Source organism: Delftia sp. SD018 (assembly GCF_017355445.1).
Taxonomy (GTDB): Bacteria; Pseudomonadota; Gammaproteobacteria; order Burkholderiales; family Burkholderiaceae_C; genus Comamonas; species Comamonas acidovorans.
This window is the reverse complement of sequence record NZ_JADDRN010000002.1, coordinates 220395-237478: the sequence shown is the minus strand read 5'-3', so window position 1 is coordinate 237478 and position 17084 is coordinate 220395. Positions and strand designations below refer to the sequence as shown.

Genomic DNA, 17084 nt, shown 5'->3' with positions numbered 1-17084 from the left:
CGCAAGAGCGGGAACCCCGCCTTTCAGGCCTCAGCCGTCGTGCGATCCACCGTCGGTGCGAAAGCGGCTGCCCAGCCGGTAGCGCATGCCCGGATGCACGCAGTGCACCCAGGTCACGGGCGTTCCCAGGTACCAGGTGCGGCGCGTCAGCGTCAGGCAGGGCTGGTCCGCGTCCATCTGCAGCCAGCGCGCCTGCTCGGGCGTGGGCAGCATGGCGTCCACCACATGCTCGATCTGGTCGAAGGGCACGTTGCGCACCAGATACACCGAAGGCTGGATCAGCGAGAAGTCCTGCTCCATGAAGTCCGGCGCCATGCGCGGGTTCACATGGCGGTCTTCCAGCTGCACGGGCACGTCGTTCTCGAAATGCACGCCCTGCAGGTGGAACACCGAGCTGCCCGCAGACAGCTGCAGCGAAGCGGCCGCCTCGGGCGAGGCCGACTCGCGGCGCACGCTGATCAGCTCGAAGCGGTGGTCATGGCCGCGCTGGCGGATTTCCTCGGCGATGTTGGCGATGCGCAGCAGCGTGGACTGCGGCTTTTCCTCGGCCACGAAGGAGCCCACGCCGGCCACGCGCACGATCACGCCCTGCTCGGCCAGCTCGCGCAGCGCGCGGTTGGCCGTCATGCGGGCCACGCCGAACTCCTGCACCAGCTCCTGCTCGGACGGCACGCGCTCGCCGGCAGACAGCGAGCCATCGGCGATCTTGCGCAGCACATGGTCCTTGACCTGCTGGTACAGGGCCATGGGCACCTCCGCCGTCGTTGCGGAAAGTCGGGAAGCCGTGGAACGCGAAGACATGGTGTGGGCAGTGGTCATGGAAAAGCGTCAGTGTGCAGCAGCGGCCAGCGACTCTGCGCGAATCTCTTCGGTCAGCCGGGCTTTCAGCTCCATGAACTCGGGCGAGGTCTTGACCGTGTAGTGGCGCGGATGCGGCAGGTTCACGGGAATATCGGCCTTGATGCGGCCCGGGCGCGCGCTGAACACGGCCACGCGGTTGGCCATGAAGATGGCCTCGTCGATGTCGTGGGTGACGAACATCACGGTCTTGCGCTCGGCCTCCCAGATGCCCAGCAGCAGCTCCTGCATGAGCACGCGGGTCTGGTTGTCGAGTGCGCCGAAGGGCTCGTCCATGAGCAGGATCTTGGGATCGTTGGCCAGCGCGCGCGCAATGGCCGTGCGCTGCTGCATGCCGCCCGACAGCTGCTTGGGAAAGTGGTTCTCGAAGCCGCGCAGCCCCACCTTGGCGATGAAGTAGTCGCTGCGCTCCTTTTGCAGCGCCTCGCTCACACCCTTCTCGCGCAGGCCGAAGCGGATGTTCTGCGCCACCGTCAGCCAGGGGAACAGCGTGTAGCTCTGGAACACCATGCCCCGGTCGGCGCCCGGTCCGTCCACGGCGCGGCCGTCCAGCAGCACCTGGCCCGTGGTCGGGAAATCCAGCCCTGCCGCAATGCGCAGCATGGTGGACTTGCCGCAGCCCGAGGGGCCGAGGATGGTGACGAAGTCGTTCTCGCGGACCTCGAAATCCACAGGCAGCAAGGCCTGCGTGCTCGTGCCCTTGTGGCTGGTGAAGGTGCGCGAAACACCTTGAATAGACAAAAGATTCATCACGATTCTCCAGGGCGCTTGTCAATATTCACGGCGGCTGCAACCGGCGCGACTCACCTCAGAGACACCGAGGAAGGGCCGCCCCGCACCGAGGGTGTCGTCCCCCTTCAAGGGGGAAGCGGCGCAGCCGCTCAGGGGGTAGATCCTTTTCACAGGGTGCTCCACTCGAACATGCGACGGTTCAGAGATTTGAAGATGAAATCGGACACCAGGCCGATGAGGCCGATCACGATGATGCCGAAGATGATCTGGCCCGTGTTCAGCAGCGCCTGGCTGTCGGTGATCATGTGGCCGATGCCCGAGGACGAGCCGATCAGCTCGGCCACGATCACATAGGTCCAGGCCCAGCCCAGCACCAGGCGCAGCGTCTCGGCAATGCCGGGCGCGGCGCCCGGGATCAGCACGCGGCGCACCACGCCGGTGTTGGAGGCGCCCAGCGTGTAGGCGGCCTCCACCAGGTCCTTGCGCGCGCCGCCCACGGTGACGGCCACCATCAGCGTGATCTGGAACACCGAGCCGATGAAGATGACCAGCAGCTTCTGCGTCTCGCCCACGCCGGCCCACAGGATCAGCAGCGGGATGAAGGCCGAGGCCGGCAGGTAGCGGCAGAACGAGACAAAGGGCTCGAAGAAGGCCTCGACCGGCTTCCAGGCGCCCATGGCGATGCCCAGGGGCACGGCCACGACCGAGGCCAGGATGAAGCCGCCCATCACGCGCCATACCGTCATGCCGATGTCGTGCAGGAAGCCGTACTCGGTGAACAGCAGCACGCCCTCGCGCGCCATGGTCATGGGGCTGGCCAGGAAGGTCGGGGAGACGAAGCCGCCCAGCGTCACAGCCGCCCAGACGAGAAAGAACAGCACGAAGAAGGCCACACCCAGCACCCACTTGGCCGTGGGGCTGACGGGCTCCAGCGGCGCCATGCGGCGGCGGCGGACGGGGGCTGGCGCCGCGGCGGGCGCGGGAGCGTGCGGTGTGGCGTGGGTCATGGGCTTGTTAGCCGGCTGGACTGCGGAAGTGGATGCGGCTTGCATGGTCATCCCCTGGCGGGCTTACTGGATGAAGCTGGCGTCGTACATCACGCCATAGTTCTCGGGGATGGAGCGGATGATGCCGGCCTCCTTGAGGATCACGGCCGACTCCTTCATGAAGGGCACCAGCTCGTTGGCGAAGAATTTCTGGTTGGCTTCCTTGTCGGACCACTTCAGGTAGGAGGCCGACTTGCCGAACTGCTCGCCACCCTGCTTGACGGCCGCGCCCATGATCTCGAAGGACTTGGTCTTGTCGGCCTCGATCATGGCCACCGCATCGAAATACGACTGGGCCAGGGCCTTGGCGGCGGCCGCGTTGGCCTTGAGCCACTTGGGATCGCAGCCCACCGTGTCCATGACCATGGGGTAGTCGATGGTGGTGGCCAGGATCTTGCCCGCGGCCGGGTTGGCGCGGATGGTGGACAGGTAGGGCTCGTAGCTCATGGCCGCATCGTTCTGGCCGGCCACGAAGGCCTGGGCCGCGGGCTGGGGCTCCAGCGAGACGGTCTTCACATCCTTCATGGTCATGCCGTTCTTGTGCAGCATCCAGGCCAGGCCGAAGTACGGCGCCGTGCCCGGCGCGCTCACGGCCACCGTCTTGCCCTTGAGGTCGGCGAAGCCCTTGACGTCATTGCGCACGGCGATACCGTCGGCGCCATAGGACTTGTCCATCTGGAAGATCTGCACGATGGGCACGCCGTTCGTGTTCCAGGCCACATGCGTCTCGATGGTGGTGGCCGCGCACTGGATGGCGCCCGAGGCCAGGGCCAGGTGGCGGTCCTTCTGCGGAATCATCTTCAGGTCCACCGCCAGGCCGTTCTTCTTGAAGATGCCGGCCTTGTCGGCCAGGGTCAGCGGCGCGAAGCCGGTCCAGCCCGACATGCCCAGGGTGATCTTGGTCTCCTGCGCGGCAGCGGGCTGCAGTGCGGCGGCAAGGCAGAGGGCGGCGGCCAGCGGCCCCAGGGGCAGGCGGCGGAACGTGGGGATCGAACTCATGTGGCACTCCTCGGTCGGGAAAGCAAGTTGGCGATGGCAGTTTCGGGGTCCGCAGGCAGACCAGTGCGGGAGCCCGAAGTGTGTTTTTGCCGACCGGACATGTATATACAGGATTACCCGGCAAACCGGTGATGGAGCGAGCATCCTGCATCTACCTGCGATCAACACGGAGAGCAACAGCAAATGCCGTGCCAACCAAGCTTGTCCATACAACCTGGGGAAAATCCCGGGTAGCAGCTCACCACCGTGGTGCATGCCACGGGGCTGCGCGCCGCTACGGTGCAATCACGGCACGCGCCACCTTCAAGAACGGTGCAATCAGCGGCGAGGCATTGCCCGCCGGCACGGCCAGCACCACGCCCTGGGGGGCCACGCGGCCCCGGATGCGGCGGCAGGCCAGGCGCTGGCCATCGTGGGCGCGGTCCACCACTGGCCGCGTGGTCAGCACGCTCAGGCCGTGGCCATTGGCCACCATGGAGCGCAGCATCTCGATGGAGGCGAATTCATGGGCCACCAGTGGCGTCACGCCGGCCTCGCGGAACAGCGACAGGAAATACTCGCGGCTGTGCGGAAGGTTGATCAGCACCAGCGGGTAGCGGGCCACCTCGGCCAGCCCCACGCTGGTCCTGGCCGCCAGCGCATGGCGCTGCGGCAGCAGCACATAGGGCGGCAGCGCCGCCACGGGCAGCAGCTCCATGCGGGGACGCGCCAGGCCCGTGTCGTACTGCAGGGCCGCATCGAGCTCGCCGCGCTCCACCTGCTGCGTGAGCGAGGCGATATCGCCCTCCACCAGCTCCAGCGCAATGCCGGGGTGCAGGCGCTGCATCTGCGCCAGCAGGGCCGGCACCCAGCGCGCGCCCAGCGTGCTCAGAAAGCCCAGGCGCAGCACGCCCGCCATCGCCGCCGTGCGCGGCCCCTGCAGGCTGCGTGCGCCGTCCAGCAGCGCCTGGGCCTCGCGGCTGCGCACCGCGCCGGCCGCCGTGAGATCCAGCCCCCTGGCATGGCGGCGCACGAACAGCGCCTCGCCCCACAGCGCCTCCAGGTCGGCAATCGCCTTGGAGATGGACGGCTGGGACACGCCGATGGCCTCGGCCGCGCGCGCCGTGCTGCCATGGCGTGCGGCGGCCACGAAATACTCCAGCTGGCGCAGGCTGATTTGGATCATCTTTTTGAATTCAGTGAATCAGGAACGAATATTTTCCATTGATTCAATCACGCGCCAGCATGCAGCCATAGACCAACCGTCCAAGGCTGCACCATGACCGAGTCCACCCCCCTCACCGCCCGCCCGCTGGACGGCGTGCGCATTCTCGACTTCACGCGCGTGCTGGCCGGGCCGCTGTCCACGGCCCTGCTGGCCGACCTGGGCGCCGAGGTCGTCAAGATCGAGCCGCCGCAGGGCGACGACTACCGCGCCATCGGCCCCATGAACAACGGCGAGAGCGCGCTGTTCACGGTGATGAACCGCAACAAGCAAAGCCTGGTGCTGGACCTCAAGCACCCCGAGGCCGTGGCCCTGGTCCACGAGATGGCGGCCCAGGCCGACGTGGTGGTGGAGAACTTCCGGCCCGGCGTGGCCGAGCGCCTGGGCATAGGCGCAAGCCAGTTGCGGGCGCTCAATCCGCGCCTGGTCTATGTCAGCGTCTCGGGCTTCGGGCAGACCGGGCCGCTGGCCCACCGGCCGGCCTACGACATCATCGTGCAGGCCATGAGCGGCCTCATGGAGGCCACGGGCGAGCCCGATGGCGCGCCCACCGTCGTGGGCGAGGCCGTCAGCGACGTGGTGGCCGGCCTGTTCGCCTCCTGGGCCACGCTGGCCGCGCTGCTGCAGGCGCGCGCCACGGGACAGGGCCAGCAGGTGGACGTGGCCATGTTCGACACCACGCTGAGTTTTCTGGCCACCTCGGTGGCGCGCTACCTGTTCACGGGCCGGCCCGCGCGCCGCGTGGGCAACCGCCATCCGCTGTCCGCGCCGTTCGGCGTGTACCGCGCAGGCGACGGCCACTTCGCGCTGGCCGTGCTCAACAACAAGCTGTTCGCCGCCGCCCTGCAGGCCATGGAACTGGGCAGCCTGGCCGGCGACCCGCGCTTTGCCAGCGACGAATCACGCTCGGCCCACGAACCCGCGCTGCGCGAGGCCATCGAGGCCTGGGCCGGCCGGCATGAAGTGGCGCAGGTGGTGGCCGCGCTGGATGCGGCCGGCGTGCCCGCCGCCCCCATCTGGAACATTGCCCAGGCGCTGGAGTCGCCCCAGAGCCAGGCGCGCGGCCTGCTCGGCGCGGTGCAGGACCCGCGCCTGCCCGGCCTGCGCCTGCCCACTCAGCCCGTGCATTTCAGCGGCGCCGCACCCAACCGCGCCGAGCGCGCACCGGCCCTGGGCGAGCACACCGAGGCACTGCTCTCGCAGTGGCTGGGCCGGGGCGCCGAAGCCATTGCCGCGCTGCGCGCATCTGGTGCCCTGGGCACCGCAGGCGCGGCCCCCTCTTCCCCATCACATTGAGCGAACTTCCATGAACTTCCAACGACTGGGCACCACCGCCGACGACCACGCCATTGCCGATGCCGTGGCCCGATTTGCCGACGACGCGCTGGCGCCCTTGGCGCAGCGCATGGACGAAGAGGCACTGTCCGCCACCTGCCATGTGCCCGGGCTGGCGGCCCTGGGCGTAATGGGCATGAACCTGCCCGAGGCCCTGGGCGGCCCCGGCGTCACGCCCACGGCCATGCTGCTGTCCCTGGTGGCCATCTCGCGCGCCTGCGCGGCCACCTCGTCCATGATCGGCGCCCACTACCTGGGCACGGACGCCGTGCTCATCGGCGGCGACGACGCCCAGCGCCAGCAGTGGCTGCCGCGCTGCGCCAGCGGCGAATGGCTGGCCGCCTTTGCGCTGACCGAGCCGCGCGGCGGCTCCCACCCGGCCGACATGCGCACGCGCGCCGTGCGCGATGGGGACGACTATCTGATCACGGGCGTCAAGCACTTCATCTCCAACGCCGCCGAGGCGCGCTTCATGGTGGTCTTCGCCAAGACCGACATGGAGGCCGGCGCGCGCGGCGTCAGCGCCTTCATCGTGCCGCGCGATCTGCCCGGCATCCAGGTCTCGGCGCCCGAAAAACTCATGGGCATCCGCGGCGGCCATGCCTTCGAGGTCTCGCTGGACGGCGTGCGCGTGCCTGCCAGCCACCGGCTGGGTGCCGAGGGCACAGGCTTCAAGACGGCCATGAAGGTGCTGGACAACAGCCGCCTGGACGTGGCGGCCACCGCCCTGGGCGTGGCCGAAGCCGCCCTGGCCGCCGCCGCGCAATGGGCCAGTCAGCGCCTGGTCGGCGGCGAGCCACTGGCCACGAAACAGGGCATCCAGTGGAAGCTGGCAGACATGAAGCTGCGCCTGGAGGCATCGTGGGCACTGACGATGCAGGCCCTGGCCTTGCGCCAGGCCGGCCAGCCGTTCACCCAGCACTCGGCCATGGCCAAGCTCCATGCCTCGGAAATGGTGGGCTTCGTCACCGACGAAGCCCTGCAGATCCACGGCGGCTACGGCTACACGCGCGAGATGCCGCTGGAGCGCCTGGTGCGCGATGCACGCATCCTGCGCATCTACGAGGGCTCGTCCGAAGTGCAGCGCAGCATCATTGCGCGTGGGGTGCTGGGCGGCAGCTGAATGCAGCAGCGGGTGGCTAGGAGAAATCTGAAAATGGCACCCTCGCGCCCGGAAAAGGCCGTTGATGCAGAGCGGCTCAAACCCCAGGTCTTCCCTGGACCTTGCGAGGGGGCGCAAAATGGCGGCTGTTGCGGCCTTCGGGCCGCAGCGCATTTTTTGCGGGAAGCGCCCGCATCCCGCTCCCTCCCGCGCCAGCCACCTCTGCCGAAAGAAGTCCCCGTTGTCCGCCGCGCATTCCGTCCTGCAAGCCGTGTTCGGCTACGAACAATTCCGCGGTCCGCAGGAAGCCATCGTCTCGCACGTGGTCGCCGGCGGCGATGCGCTGGTGCTCATGCCCACGGGCGGCGGCAAGAGCCTGTGCTACCAGGTGCCGGCCATCGTGCGCCAGCAGCAGGGCCACGGCGTGGCGGTGGTGGTTTCGCCGCTGATCGCGCTCATGCACGACCAGGTCGGTGCGCTGCACGAGGCCGGTGTCAGCGCCGCCTACCTGAACTCCACGCTGTCCTATGACGAGACGCAGGAAGTCGAATGGCGCCTGCAAAGCGGCGACATCACCCTGCTGTATGCCGCGCCCGAGCGCCTGAACACGCCGCGCTTCCTGGGCCTGCTCGACGACCTGCATGCCCAGGGTAAGCTGTCGCTGTTCGCCATCGACGAAGCCCACTGCGTGAGCCAGTGGGGCCATGACTTCCGGCCCGAGTACCGCGCGCTGAGCGTGCTGCACGAGCGCTATGCGGGCGTGCCGCGCATTGCGCTCACGGCCACGGCCGATGCGCTGACGCGCGCCGACATCGTCGAGCGGCTGCAGCTCGAGAGCGCACGGCATTTCGTCAGCAGCTTCGACCGCCCCAACATCCGCTACCGCATCGCCGAGAAGAAGGACGTCAGCAACCAGCTACTGCGCTTCATCGAGCGCGAGCACGAGGGCGAGGCCGGCGTGGTCTATTGCCAGTCGCGCAAGCGCGTGGAGGAGCTGGCCCAGACGCTGAGTCAGGCCGGCGTGCCCGCCCTGCCCTACCACGCGGGCCTGCCCTTCGAGACGCGCCAGCTGCACCAGGACCGCTTCCTGCGCGAGGACGGCATCGTCATCGTCGCCACCATCGCCTTCGGCATGGGCATCAACAAGCCCGACGTGCGCTTCGTGGCCCATGTGGACATGCCCAAGAACATCGAGGGCTACTACCAGGAAACCGGCCGCGCAGGCCGCGACGGGCTGCCCGCCGATGCCTGGATGGCCTACGGCCTGTCCGACGTGGTCAACCAGCGCCGCATGATCGACGAAAGCCCGGCCGAGGACACCTTCAAGCAGGTCATGCGCGGCAAGCTCGATGCCCTGCTGGGCCTGGCCGAGGCCACGGACTGCCGCCGCGTGCGGCTGCTGGCCTACTTCGGCGAGCAGTACGGCCTGGGCGCACCGGGAGAAGACGCAGAGACGGACCTTGAAGGCAGGCCGCTGCAGCGCGTGGCAAAGACCGCCTGCGGCAACTGCGACAACTGCATGGAGCCCCCGGCCCTGTGGGATGGCACGGACGCCGCGCGCAAGCTGCTGTCCACCATCTACCGCGTGCACGAGGCCAGCCAGCTGACCTTTGGCGCGGGCCACATCATGGACGTGCTGCGCGGCAAGGACACCGAGAAGGTGCGCCAGTACGGCCACGACAAGATCTCCACCTTCGGCCTGGGCAAGGACTACAGCGAGCCCCAGCTGCGCGGCGTGATGCGCCAGCTGCTGGCCACGGGCGCCCTGGGCCTGCACAAGATCACCAGCGAGAACAGCGGCCACAGCTTCGACACCCTGTGCCTGGCCGATGGCTCGCGCGACGTGCTGCGCGGCAATGTCCCCGTGCAGCTGCGCGAGGCCGTGGCCGCGCCACGCACGCGCACTTCCAAGCGCGCCACCCAGCCCAACGCGGCCGCCGCCAGCCTGGGCCCCGATGCCCAGGTGCGCTTCATCAACCTCAAGGCCTGGCGCGCCGAGGTCGCGCGCGAGCACAACCTGCCCGCCTACGTGATCTTCCACGACGCCACGCTGGCGGCCATTGCCGAACGCAACCCGGCTTCGCTGGACGACCTGCAGGGCATCAGCGGCATGGGCGCCAAGAAGCTCGACGCCTATGGCGCCGAAGTGCTGCGGGTGGTGGCCACGGGTTGAGGCGCACAGCCTTCATGCACATCGCCTGAGGCTGGGCTGCACCATGAGAAAAGGCCTGCACCTCCATGGCGGCAGGCCTTTTCGTGAAGCCGGAACCCCTTACTGCGCCAGCACCCTGAACGTCAGCGTGTAGTTGTTGCCGTACTGCGGCGCGGCGGCGCCGGTGGGGGCGTCGGCGCGGTAGCGCACCAGGGCCAGGTAGATGCCTGACTTGGGCAGGGCGTAGGAGATGCGGCCCTCGCCATCGGTGGTCAGTGCATCCACGCTGTGCTGGCTGGCCAGGTCCATGGCCGAGCGGAAGATTTCCACCTTCTGCGCGGCCAGCGGCTTGCCGTCGTATTGCACGGTGAAGTCGAACTTCTCGCCCGCGAACAGGTCGGCGGGATGCGTGACGGGCACGATCTCCAGGCCATTGCCTGAGGGCGCGAGCGCGGCCCGGCTGGGCTTGCCTACCGTGATGTAGGTCTCGGAGACCGACAGCGACTGGTAGTGGCTCAGCAGCTTGGCATCGGCCGGCGTGGGCGTGGCGGGATCACGCGCGGTCTCCACCTTGCCGTTGCGCTCCCACGAACGGAAGACGGCGCCCAGGCGCGGGCCGGTGCTCACGCGGTAGGTGCCCTTCTCGTCGGGCAGTTGGTGCTCGGCCACGGTACGGGTCTTGAACTGGCGCACATCGGCCATGGGCGTGACCGAGCCGTCGGGCGCCGTCACGGTGAAGCGCGTTTCGCCAAAAGCCACTTCGGGGATGAAGAACTTGTCGGCAAAGCTGGCGTCCACGCTGATGACGGCCCGGGGCGAAGCCTCGAAGCTGGTGGGCAGCAGGTAGGGCGTGTGGGCCTGGGCGGAGATGCACACGGCCGACAGCAGCGGCAGCCACCAGGCCAATCGCTTGGATGGGGTTTTGGCCATATCCGCTCAGGGCTTCTTGACGTCGTTCTTGTCCACGACGCCATCGGCATTGACGTCGGCTTCCTTGAAGCTGCGTTCGGCGATGGCCATGTCTTCTTCCACGGTGTATTTGCCGTCGCGGTTCCTGTCCACGATGCCGAAGCGCACATGGGCCTGCTTCATGGACTGGGCATAGCGCTCGTCGGGCTGGCGGCCCGCGTATTGCTGCTTGAGGCGGGCCTCGAACTCGTCCACGTACTCCTTCTCGCTGAGCCAGCCGTCGCCATTGGTGTCGCCGGCCAGGAAGCGCTGCTTGCGCACGGTGTCGTACTCCTGGCGCGTGACCACGCCATCACGGTTGGCGTCGTAGCTGCCCATGAAGGCAGACTGGCCATGCCCGCCCGCAGGCTGGGCCGGGCCGCTGGCGGACGGTGCCGTGGGCGATGCGCAGGCGGTGAGCAGGGCCGCCAGGCCGGCAGCGGCCAGCATGCGGTGGGACAGAGAGAACTCGATCATGAAACGACTCCTGAAGTAGGCAGATACAGCGGCGGCTGCGATGGTGGTGGAGGCTTTCCGGCCGACACCGCCGCTGTAGGGAAGGCCGGCCGGCCCCTGGAGAAACTCCTCGGATCCGCGCCACGCGGCAAGTGAAGGTGGCGTGGATGCAATGGCATGGTGCGCAGGGTGCTCAGAACGCAACGTTCATGGACACGGCGAAGGTGCGGCCCGGGTTGCTCAGCAGCTCGATGTCGCGGCGGTCGCGCGCCACGCCGGGCTGCAGGCTGCGGGTGCTGGAATAGTCCCAGTAGCGCTTGTCGCCCAGGTTGTAGATGCCGGCGTTCAGGCGCACGTTCTTTGCGACCTGCCAGTAGCCGGCCAGGTCGAAGATGGCATAGCCGGGCACGCGGAACAGCTCGGTGGTCGAGTCGGTCAGGCCGGTGCCCGCGTTCTGGTAGCTGTCGCGGTTGGTGGCCACGGCCTGCTTGCCCGCGACGAAGGTGCCGGTCAGGTTCAGGCCCCATTGCCGGGCCGGTGCGTCATAGCCCACGCCGACGATGGCCTTGCGCGGCAGCACGCTGTCCAGCGGCACATCCTTGTCGCCTGCGTAGTAGGACTTGGAGGTGCCGCGGCTGATGCCCAGCGCCCAGGTGGAGTACAGGCCCCTGGCGGCGGGCATCCACTGGCCGTGGTCCAGGCGCGCGCTGGCCTCGAAGCCGTAGATCTTTGCGCTGTCGCGGTTCTCGGCCTGGTAGATGGTGCCGATGTGGGCGGGCACGTTGACGAACAGGTCGGGACGGCCCGCGCGCAGGTAGCGCGTGTAGGCGATGAAGTCGGAGTACCTGGTATAGAAGACCGAGCTGTTGAAGGTCACGCCCGGCGTGGGCGAACCCTTGAGGCCGAAGTCGAAGGCATTGCTGCTTTCCTCCTTCAGGTTGGGGTTGCCGACCAGCGCGTACTGGTTGCCGGTGTTGTAGTTGCTGGCCATGTTCCAGGAGCCGAAGATCTCGCCGGCCGAGGGCGCGCGCCCGCTGCGCTTGAACTGGGCATAGGCGCTGAACGTGGGCGTGAGGTCATAGACCAGGGCCAGGCTGGGGCTGAGGATGGTGTTGCCGCGCGTGCCGCCGTAGAGCTTCTGGACATCGGCGGCCGTGAGCACGCCCGAGACGAAGTTGTCCAGGTCGCGTGTCTTGAGCTCCACGCGGTCCACGCGCAGCGCGGGAATCAGCGCCAGGCGGCGGCCACCGGCCTGGAAGCTGATCTCGTCCTGCAGGAAGGCGCCGTAGCGGCGGGTGGTGGTGTCGGGCTGGGGCTTCATGGTGCCGGACACGGCCCAGGGGCGCTCCGTGTCCTGGGTCGAGGCATTGATGCCAAAGCTCAGGCGGTGGCGGTCGATGCGCTTGTCGCCCGTGCTCGAGAAACCCCAGGTGCGCGTCTCGTTGCCCGAGACGTTGTGCACCTTGGCGCCCGTGGCCAGCGTGGTGGTGTCGGTGACGTCGTTGGTGTCCGTGTTCTGGAAGTACAGCCGCGTGTCCAGCTGGTCCACCCAGGCGCCGGCCGGTGTCCACAGGTGCTGCAGCTGCAGCGTGTTGCGACTGGTGTCGCTGTTCTGGCGCGAGCTTTCGGTGATGCTGGTGTTGGTGGTGTCCCAGCCATGGAAGGAGGTGTCGTTCTTGCGGCGGTACAGGTCGGCCGACAGCACCAGGCGGTGGGCCGGGTTGATGCGCAGGCCGCCCTTGAGCAGCAGCGCGTTGGAGTTCCAGTCGTCGGGATAGCTGTTGACGATGGCGCTGTGGTTGCGCGTCTCGTGGCCGTCGCGGCGCGAGTAGGCGATCAGGCCGTCGAGGTCGCCCGAGCGGCCAGCGGCCGTGAAGCTCTCGTTCCAGGAGCGGTCGGCCGTGTCGTGGCCGATCTTGCCGCCCAGGTAGGAGGTCTTGCCGCCCACCAGGTAGTCCTCGGCGGACTTGGTGCGAAAGCCCACCGAGCCGCCGATGCCACCGGCCGCGCGCCGCGCCGTGGTGGTGCCGGAGAGGATGTCCACGGCCGAGAACATCTCGGGGTCGATGAAGTCGCGGCCCACGCCGAAGGTGTTGGCGCCGACACGGCTCACATAGGGGCGCGTGGTGGCGTCGGGCATCTCGACGCCGTCCACATCCATGCCGATGCGATTGCCCTCGATGCCGCGGATGTTGTAGCCCGTGGTGCCCGAACGGTCGAAGCTGCTGCGGTTGCGGCTGGTGCCCGAGGCCGTGCCGGGCGCTGAGACCAGCGGCTGGTAGCGCACCACATCGGCCATGCTGCCGGCCTGCTCCAGCGCCGGGCCGCTGACGGTGGTGGAGGCGCCGGGCGTGCGCTGCACGGGCTCGGCTGCATCGACCACATCGACCTGGGCCAGCGCCTTGGTGGGAGCCTGTGCCATCAGCCGGGCCTCATCGTCCGCAGTCTGCACATGCGTCTGCGTCTGCGCCCAGGCGCCGGGCGAGGCCAGACCGATCACGGCGGCCTGCACGGCCACGGCCAGCAGGCTGGGCCGCAATACCGGCGTGCGCGAGGGATTGCGGGAGAGGGAGAGGAAAGACGAACGCGAAGACACAGCCATGGCGGGAATCGGGGAAAGAGGGTTGCTGGCTAGCTGCCGACCTGTCCGCGGAGTGCTCTTGCGAGACCATTGCTCCCCCCGTGTGTGATTGTTCCTGCTGGCTTTCCGCGATTCTCCCATCAATTGATAATGATTATCATTTGTTTTGTCTCATTTACGTCACAGGGGCCGATCCAGGCTCCGCGCGGGCCTCCTCCACAAACCCCACACAAAGACTCGACAGCGCAGCAAGATTGCCCGCTCACACTGCGGCGGCTGAATATCTGGAGCCCTTTGCTGTGATCAATAACGCCCAACTTCTGGCCGACGAAGCCAAGTACTGCTCGTTCGGGGATACCGTCCACTACGTCAACCCGCCCAAGATCTTCTCGGGCTGCGAAGGCAGCTACATGTACGACGAGGCCGGCACGCCCTACCTTGATCTGCAGATGTGGTATTCGGCCGTGAACTTCGGCTACAAGAACAAGCGCCTCGAGCAGAAGATGATCGAGCAGCTGCAGACCCTGCCCCAGGTCGCCAGCCAGTACCTGCACCCCACCAAGATCGAGCTGGCCAAGTTCATCGCCCAGGATGCGGAGCGCAAGTGGGGCCATGCCGGCCGCGTGCACTTCAACGTGGGCGGCGCCCAGGCCATCGAGGACTCGCTCAAGGTCGTGCGCAATGCCAGCGGCGGCAAGAGCCTGATGTTCGCCTTCGAGGGCGGCTACCACGGCCGCACGCTGGGCGCCTCCAGCATCACCTCCAGCTACCGCTACCGCCGCCGCTACGGCCACTTCGGCGACCGCGCGCAGTTCATCCCCTTCCCCTACCCGTTCCGCCGCCCCAAGGGCATGACGTCCGAGGAATACGCGGACTCCATCGTCCGGGAATTCGCGCGCAAGTTCGAGAACGAATACCACGCCATCTGGGACCCCAAGACCAACCAGTGCGAGTACGCGGCCTTCTACGTGGAGCCCATCCAGGGCACGGGCGGCTACGTCGTGCCGCCGCCCAACTTCTTCAAGGGCCTCAAGAAGGTGCTGGACGACCACGGCGTGCTGATGGTGGTCGATGAAATCCAGATGGGCTTCTGGCGCACCGGCACGCTGTGGTCGGTGGAGAACTTCGGCGTCAAGCCCGACGTGCTGGTCTTCGCCAAGGCGCTGACCAACGGCCTCAACGCCCTGTCGGGCCTTTGGGCGCGCGAGGAGCTGATCAACCCCACCATCTTCCCGCCGGGATCGACGCACTCCACCTTCGCCTCCAACCCGCTGGGCACGGCCCTGGGCCTGGAAGTCATGAAGATGACCCACGAGATGGACTTCGGCCGCCAGGTGCGCGAATCGGGCGCCTACTTCCTCGAAGGCCTCAAGGAGCTGCAAAAGCGCCACAAGGAAATCGGCGATGTGGACGGCCTGGGCCTGGCGCTGCGCGCCGAGATCTGCACCGAAGACGGCTTCACGCCCAACAAGGCGCTGCTGGACAAGATGGTGGACATCGGCCTCGAAGGCGGCCTGGAATACCAGGGCCAGAAACGCGGCCTGGTGCTGGACGTGGGCGGCTACTACAAGAACGTGATCACCTTCGCGCCCTCGCTGATGATCTCGCGCCCCGAGATCGACGAAGCCATGGTCCTGCTGGACCAGTTGCTCACGAAAGCCAAGGCGGCCTGAAGGCGCGATGCCCGCAGAGCGCCTGCACAACCAGCTCGAACCCCCAGGCCTGCTCGCGCAGTTCGCGGCCCATCCTCCCGAGGGCTTCGCACTGCTGCAGGACTGGCCGGCGCCGGCCTTCACGGCGCCCTTCGATCTTCTGACCACGGCGGACGACGCGCTCAAGGCGCGTCTTTTGTCGTTGCCCGGTGGCGGCTGGCTGTCGCGCCGGCTGCGCCTGTCCACCGACTTCGTGGGCACCACGGTCAGCGAGTACGCCGTGCTGCCCATGGGCATCCCTGCCGCCCGGCAGGCTGCCGCGCTGCGTGCGCGCGCAGGCCGACGCATGCTGACCATCGTCAAGGATCTGCCCCAGGATTCACCGCTGCTGCCGGACGCCGACAACGCCCACGCACGGGCGCTGGCGCAGGCGCTGGCCGATGCGGGCTTCATCCTGGTCGAGGGCCAGGCCCTGGCCCATGTGCCCATCGACTTCTCCAGCCTGGACGAATACCTTGCACGCCTGTCCAGGAGCCGCCGCCAGAACCTGCGCCGCAAGCTCAGGAGCCGCGCGCAGCTGCAGGTGCAGCGCATTCCCACGGGCGCGGCCTTTGCCGATGACGCCTGCGTCGATGCCTACTACGCGCTGTTCGATGCGGTGTATGCGCAAAGCGAGATCCACTTCGACAGGCTCACGCGCGATTTCTTCGCGGCCCTGCTGCGCGATGCAGGCAACGGCGGCACCGTGTTCGAGTACCGCGCGCTGCAGGACGACGGCACGCCCGGCGCGCTGCTGGGCTGGAACCTGTGCTTCGAGCACGGCGGCAAGCTGATCGACAAGTACATCGGCCTGTCCTACCCGGCCGCGCGCGAGGCCAATCTCTACTTCGTGAGCTGGATGGTCAACCTTGAATACGCCATCGAACGCGGCCTGAGCCACTACGTGGCCGGCTGGACCGACCCCGAGGTCAAGGCCCAGCTGGGCGCCAGCTTCACCTTCACGCAGCATGCGGTCTTCATCCGCAATCCGCTGCTGCGCGCACTGGGCCGGCGCTTTGCCGGCCACTTCGAAAGCGATCGCCAATGGAGCGAACAGAACTGAATGCCCAGCCGGTCGTGCTGGATGTGGATGGCTCGGTGGGGACCTTGCCCGGCGAGCTGCGCCTGCCGCTGCAGGACTGGCAGGAGCAGGTGCGCTTTGGCTGCGGCCTGCGCCGCTTTGCGCAGTTCCGCGCGGCACTCGACGCGCAACTGCCCGCCGCGCATGGCACGGCCCTCATGGGCAGTGGCGACTTCCACCACCTGAGCTGGCCGCTGATCGAGCGCTGCATCACCGCCCAGGCCCTGTCCGCAGGCCGGCCGCTGCGCGTGGTCGTGCTGGACAACCACCCCGACAACATGCGCTTTCCCTGGGGCGTGCACTGCGGCTCCTGGGTCCGGCGCGTGGCCCTGCATCCGGCCGTCTCGCATGTGCATGTGGCCGGCATCACCTCCGGCGACATCGGCCGCGCGCACGCCTGGGAGAACTACCTCACGCCGCTGCGCGCCGGCCGCCTGAGCTACTGGAGCGCGGGCGTGGACACGGGCTGGGCGCGCCGCCTGGGCGTGGATGCCGCCTTTCGCGGCTTTGCCAGCGTGGCCGACCTGTCGCGCACGCTGGCGCGCATGCTGCGCGAGCAGGCCCAGCCCACCTACCTGAGCATCGACAAGGACGTGTTCGCGCCCGAGGTGGTGCGCACCAACTGGGACCAGGGCCGCATGCAGGAAGGCGAGGCCCTGGACATCATCGGCGCGCTGGCCGGCCAGATCGTGGGCAGCGACATCACGGGCGATGTGTCCTCCTGGCGCTACACGACCTGGTGGAAGCGCTGGATGAGCGCCGGAGACGGCCAGGACACGCAGATCGACGCGCAGACGCTGGCCACCTGGCAGCTGGGCCAGCATGCCTTCAACGAACGGCTGGTCGAATACATCCAGACCTGCACCAGCCCCTAGGATCCGTTCACACCCCGCATCCCC

The 17084-nt window shown here is 67.9% G+C and carries 14 protein-coding genes; 6 read left to right on the top strand and 8 right to left on the bottom strand.

Going from position 1 to position 17084, the window contains the following annotated elements:
• Positions 1-30: 30 nt before the first annotated feature.
• The 5 genes from hutC to INR38_RS04105 form a co-directional block, all read right to left on the bottom strand.
• Complete coding sequence (hutC, locus tag INR38_RS04125) at positions 31-801, bottom strand: histidine utilization repressor (protein ID WP_049801468.1); 771 nt, start codon at positions 799-801, stop codon at positions 31-33.
• Between the two features lie 27 nt (positions 802-828).
• Positions 829-1608, bottom strand: coding sequence for an ABC transporter ATP-binding protein (locus INR38_RS04120; RefSeq protein WP_012202086.1), 780 nt, complete (start codon positions 1606-1608; stop codon positions 829-831).
• 149 nt (positions 1609-1757) lie between these two features.
• Positions 1758-2597: an ABC transporter permease gene (locus INR38_RS04115; RefSeq protein WP_047217588.1), complete on the bottom strand. Its 840-nt coding sequence runs from the start codon at positions 2595-2597 to the stop codon at positions 1758-1760.
• Between the two features lie 63 nt (positions 2598-2660).
• Positions 2661-3635, bottom strand: a complete 975-nt coding sequence (locus INR38_RS04110; protein ID WP_012202084.1) for an ABC transporter substrate-binding protein — start codon at positions 3633-3635, stop codon at positions 2661-2663.
• A 274-nt stretch (positions 3636-3909) separates the two neighbouring features.
• Positions 3910-4800, bottom strand: a complete 891-nt coding sequence (locus INR38_RS04105; protein ID WP_034397621.1) for a LysR substrate-binding domain-containing protein — start codon at positions 4798-4800, stop codon at positions 3910-3912.
• 93 nt (positions 4801-4893) lie between these two features.
• On the opposite strand from INR38_RS04105, the gene INR38_RS04100 reads away from it, so the two are divergent.
• From INR38_RS04100 to INR38_RS04090, 3 genes are all read left to right on the top strand, one after another.
• Entirely contained in the window at positions 4894-6135 is a 1242-nt protein-coding gene (locus INR38_RS04100; RefSeq protein WP_123694914.1) for a CoA transferase, read from the top strand.
• 10 nt (positions 6136-6145) lie between these two features.
• Complete coding sequence (locus tag INR38_RS04095) at positions 6146-7297, top strand: acyl-CoA dehydrogenase family protein (protein ID WP_207442525.1); 1152 nt, start codon at positions 6146-6148, stop codon at positions 7295-7297.
• Between the two features lie 220 nt (positions 7298-7517).
• The gene (locus INR38_RS04090) at positions 7518-9449 is read left to right on the top strand and encodes a RecQ family ATP-dependent DNA helicase (protein ID WP_043780224.1); all 1932 of its coding nucleotides are present in this window, start codon (positions 7518-7520) and stop codon (positions 9447-9449) included.
• 99 nt (positions 9450-9548) lie between these two features.
• Here INR38_RS04090 and INR38_RS04085 read toward each other — a convergent pair whose 3' ends face one another.
• From INR38_RS04085 to INR38_RS04075, 3 genes are all read right to left on the bottom strand, one after another.
• Entirely contained in the window at positions 9549-10358 is an 810-nt protein-coding gene (locus tag INR38_RS04085; RefSeq protein ID WP_207442524.1) for a DUF4198 domain-containing protein, read from the bottom strand.
• A 6-nt stretch (positions 10359-10364) separates the two neighbouring features.
• Positions 10365-10853: a hypothetical protein gene (locus INR38_RS04080; protein WP_012202078.1), complete on the bottom strand. Its 489-nt coding sequence runs from the start codon at positions 10851-10853 to the stop codon at positions 10365-10367.
• A 172-nt stretch (positions 10854-11025) separates the two neighbouring features.
• Positions 11026-13434: a TonB-dependent hemoglobin/transferrin/lactoferrin family receptor gene (locus INR38_RS04075; protein ID WP_207442523.1), complete on the bottom strand. Its 2409-nt coding sequence runs from the start codon at positions 13432-13434 to the stop codon at positions 11026-11028.
• Between the two features lie 278 nt (positions 13435-13712).
• Here INR38_RS04075 and INR38_RS04070 point away from each other — a divergent pair, with 278 nt between their 5' ends.
• From INR38_RS04070 to INR38_RS04060, 3 genes are read left to right on the top strand one after another with little or no spacing between them, the layout of a single operon-like run.
• Entirely contained in the window at positions 13713-15086 is a 1374-nt protein-coding gene (locus INR38_RS04070; RefSeq protein ID WP_034397609.1) for an aminotransferase class III-fold pyridoxal phosphate-dependent enzyme, read from the top strand.
• A gap of 7 nt (positions 15087-15093) precedes the next feature.
• Positions 15094-16167, top strand: a complete 1074-nt coding sequence (locus tag INR38_RS04065; protein ID WP_207442522.1) for a GNAT family N-acetyltransferase — start codon at positions 15094-15096, stop codon at positions 16165-16167.
• Positions 16149-17060, top strand: coding sequence for a hypothetical protein (locus INR38_RS04060; protein WP_013800035.1), 912 nt, complete (start codon positions 16149-16151; stop codon positions 17058-17060). The genes INR38_RS04065 and INR38_RS04060 overlap by 19 nt, the downstream gene beginning before the upstream one ends.
• Positions 17061-17084 lie beyond the last annotated feature (24 nt).

What these genes read in the sequence shown, in the direction of transcription:
- hutC (WP_049801468.1), bottom strand. Translation starts at nt 801, where the DNA reads ATGTCTTCGCGTTCCACGGCTTCCCGACTTTCCGCAACGACGGCGGAG.
- INR38_RS04120 (WP_012202086.1), bottom strand. Translation starts at nt 1,608, where the DNA reads ATGAATCTTTTGTCTATTCAAGGTGTTTCGCGCACCTTCACCAGCCAC.
- INR38_RS04115 (WP_047217588.1), bottom strand. Translation starts at nt 2,597, where the DNA reads ATGACCCACGCCACACCGCACGCTCCCGCGCCCGCCGCGGCGCCAGCC.
- INR38_RS04110 (WP_012202084.1), bottom strand. Translation starts at nt 3,635, where the DNA reads ATGAGTTCGATCCCCACGTTCCGCCGCCTGCCCCTGGGGCCGCTGGCC.
- INR38_RS04105 (WP_034397621.1), bottom strand. Translation starts at nt 4,800, where the DNA reads ATGATCCAAATCAGCCTGCGCCAGCTGGAGTATTTCGTGGCCGCCGCA.
- INR38_RS04100 (WP_123694914.1), top strand. Translation starts at nt 4,894, where the DNA reads ATGACCGAGTCCACCCCCCTCACCGCCCGCCCGCTGGACGGCGTGCGC.
- INR38_RS04095 (WP_207442525.1), top strand. Translation starts at nt 6,146, where the DNA reads ATGAACTTCCAACGACTGGGCACCACCGCCGACGACCACGCCATTGCC.
- INR38_RS04085 (WP_207442524.1), bottom strand. Translation starts at nt 10,358, where the DNA reads ATGGCCAAAACCCCATCCAAGCGATTGGCCTGGTGGCTGCCGCTGCTG.
- INR38_RS04080 (WP_012202078.1), bottom strand. Translation starts at nt 10,853, where the DNA reads ATGATCGAGTTCTCTCTGTCCCACCGCATGCTGGCCGCTGCCGGCCTG.
- INR38_RS04075 (WP_207442523.1), bottom strand. Translation starts at nt 13,434, where the DNA reads ATGGCTGTGTCTTCGCGTTCGTCTTTCCTCTCCCTCTCCCGCAATCCC.
- INR38_RS04065 (WP_207442522.1), top strand. Translation starts at nt 15,094, where the DNA reads ATGCCCGCAGAGCGCCTGCACAACCAGCTCGAACCCCCAGGCCTGCTC.
- INR38_RS04060 (WP_013800035.1), top strand. Translation starts at nt 16,149, where the DNA reads ATGGAGCGAACAGAACTGAATGCCCAGCCGGTCGTGCTGGATGTGGAT.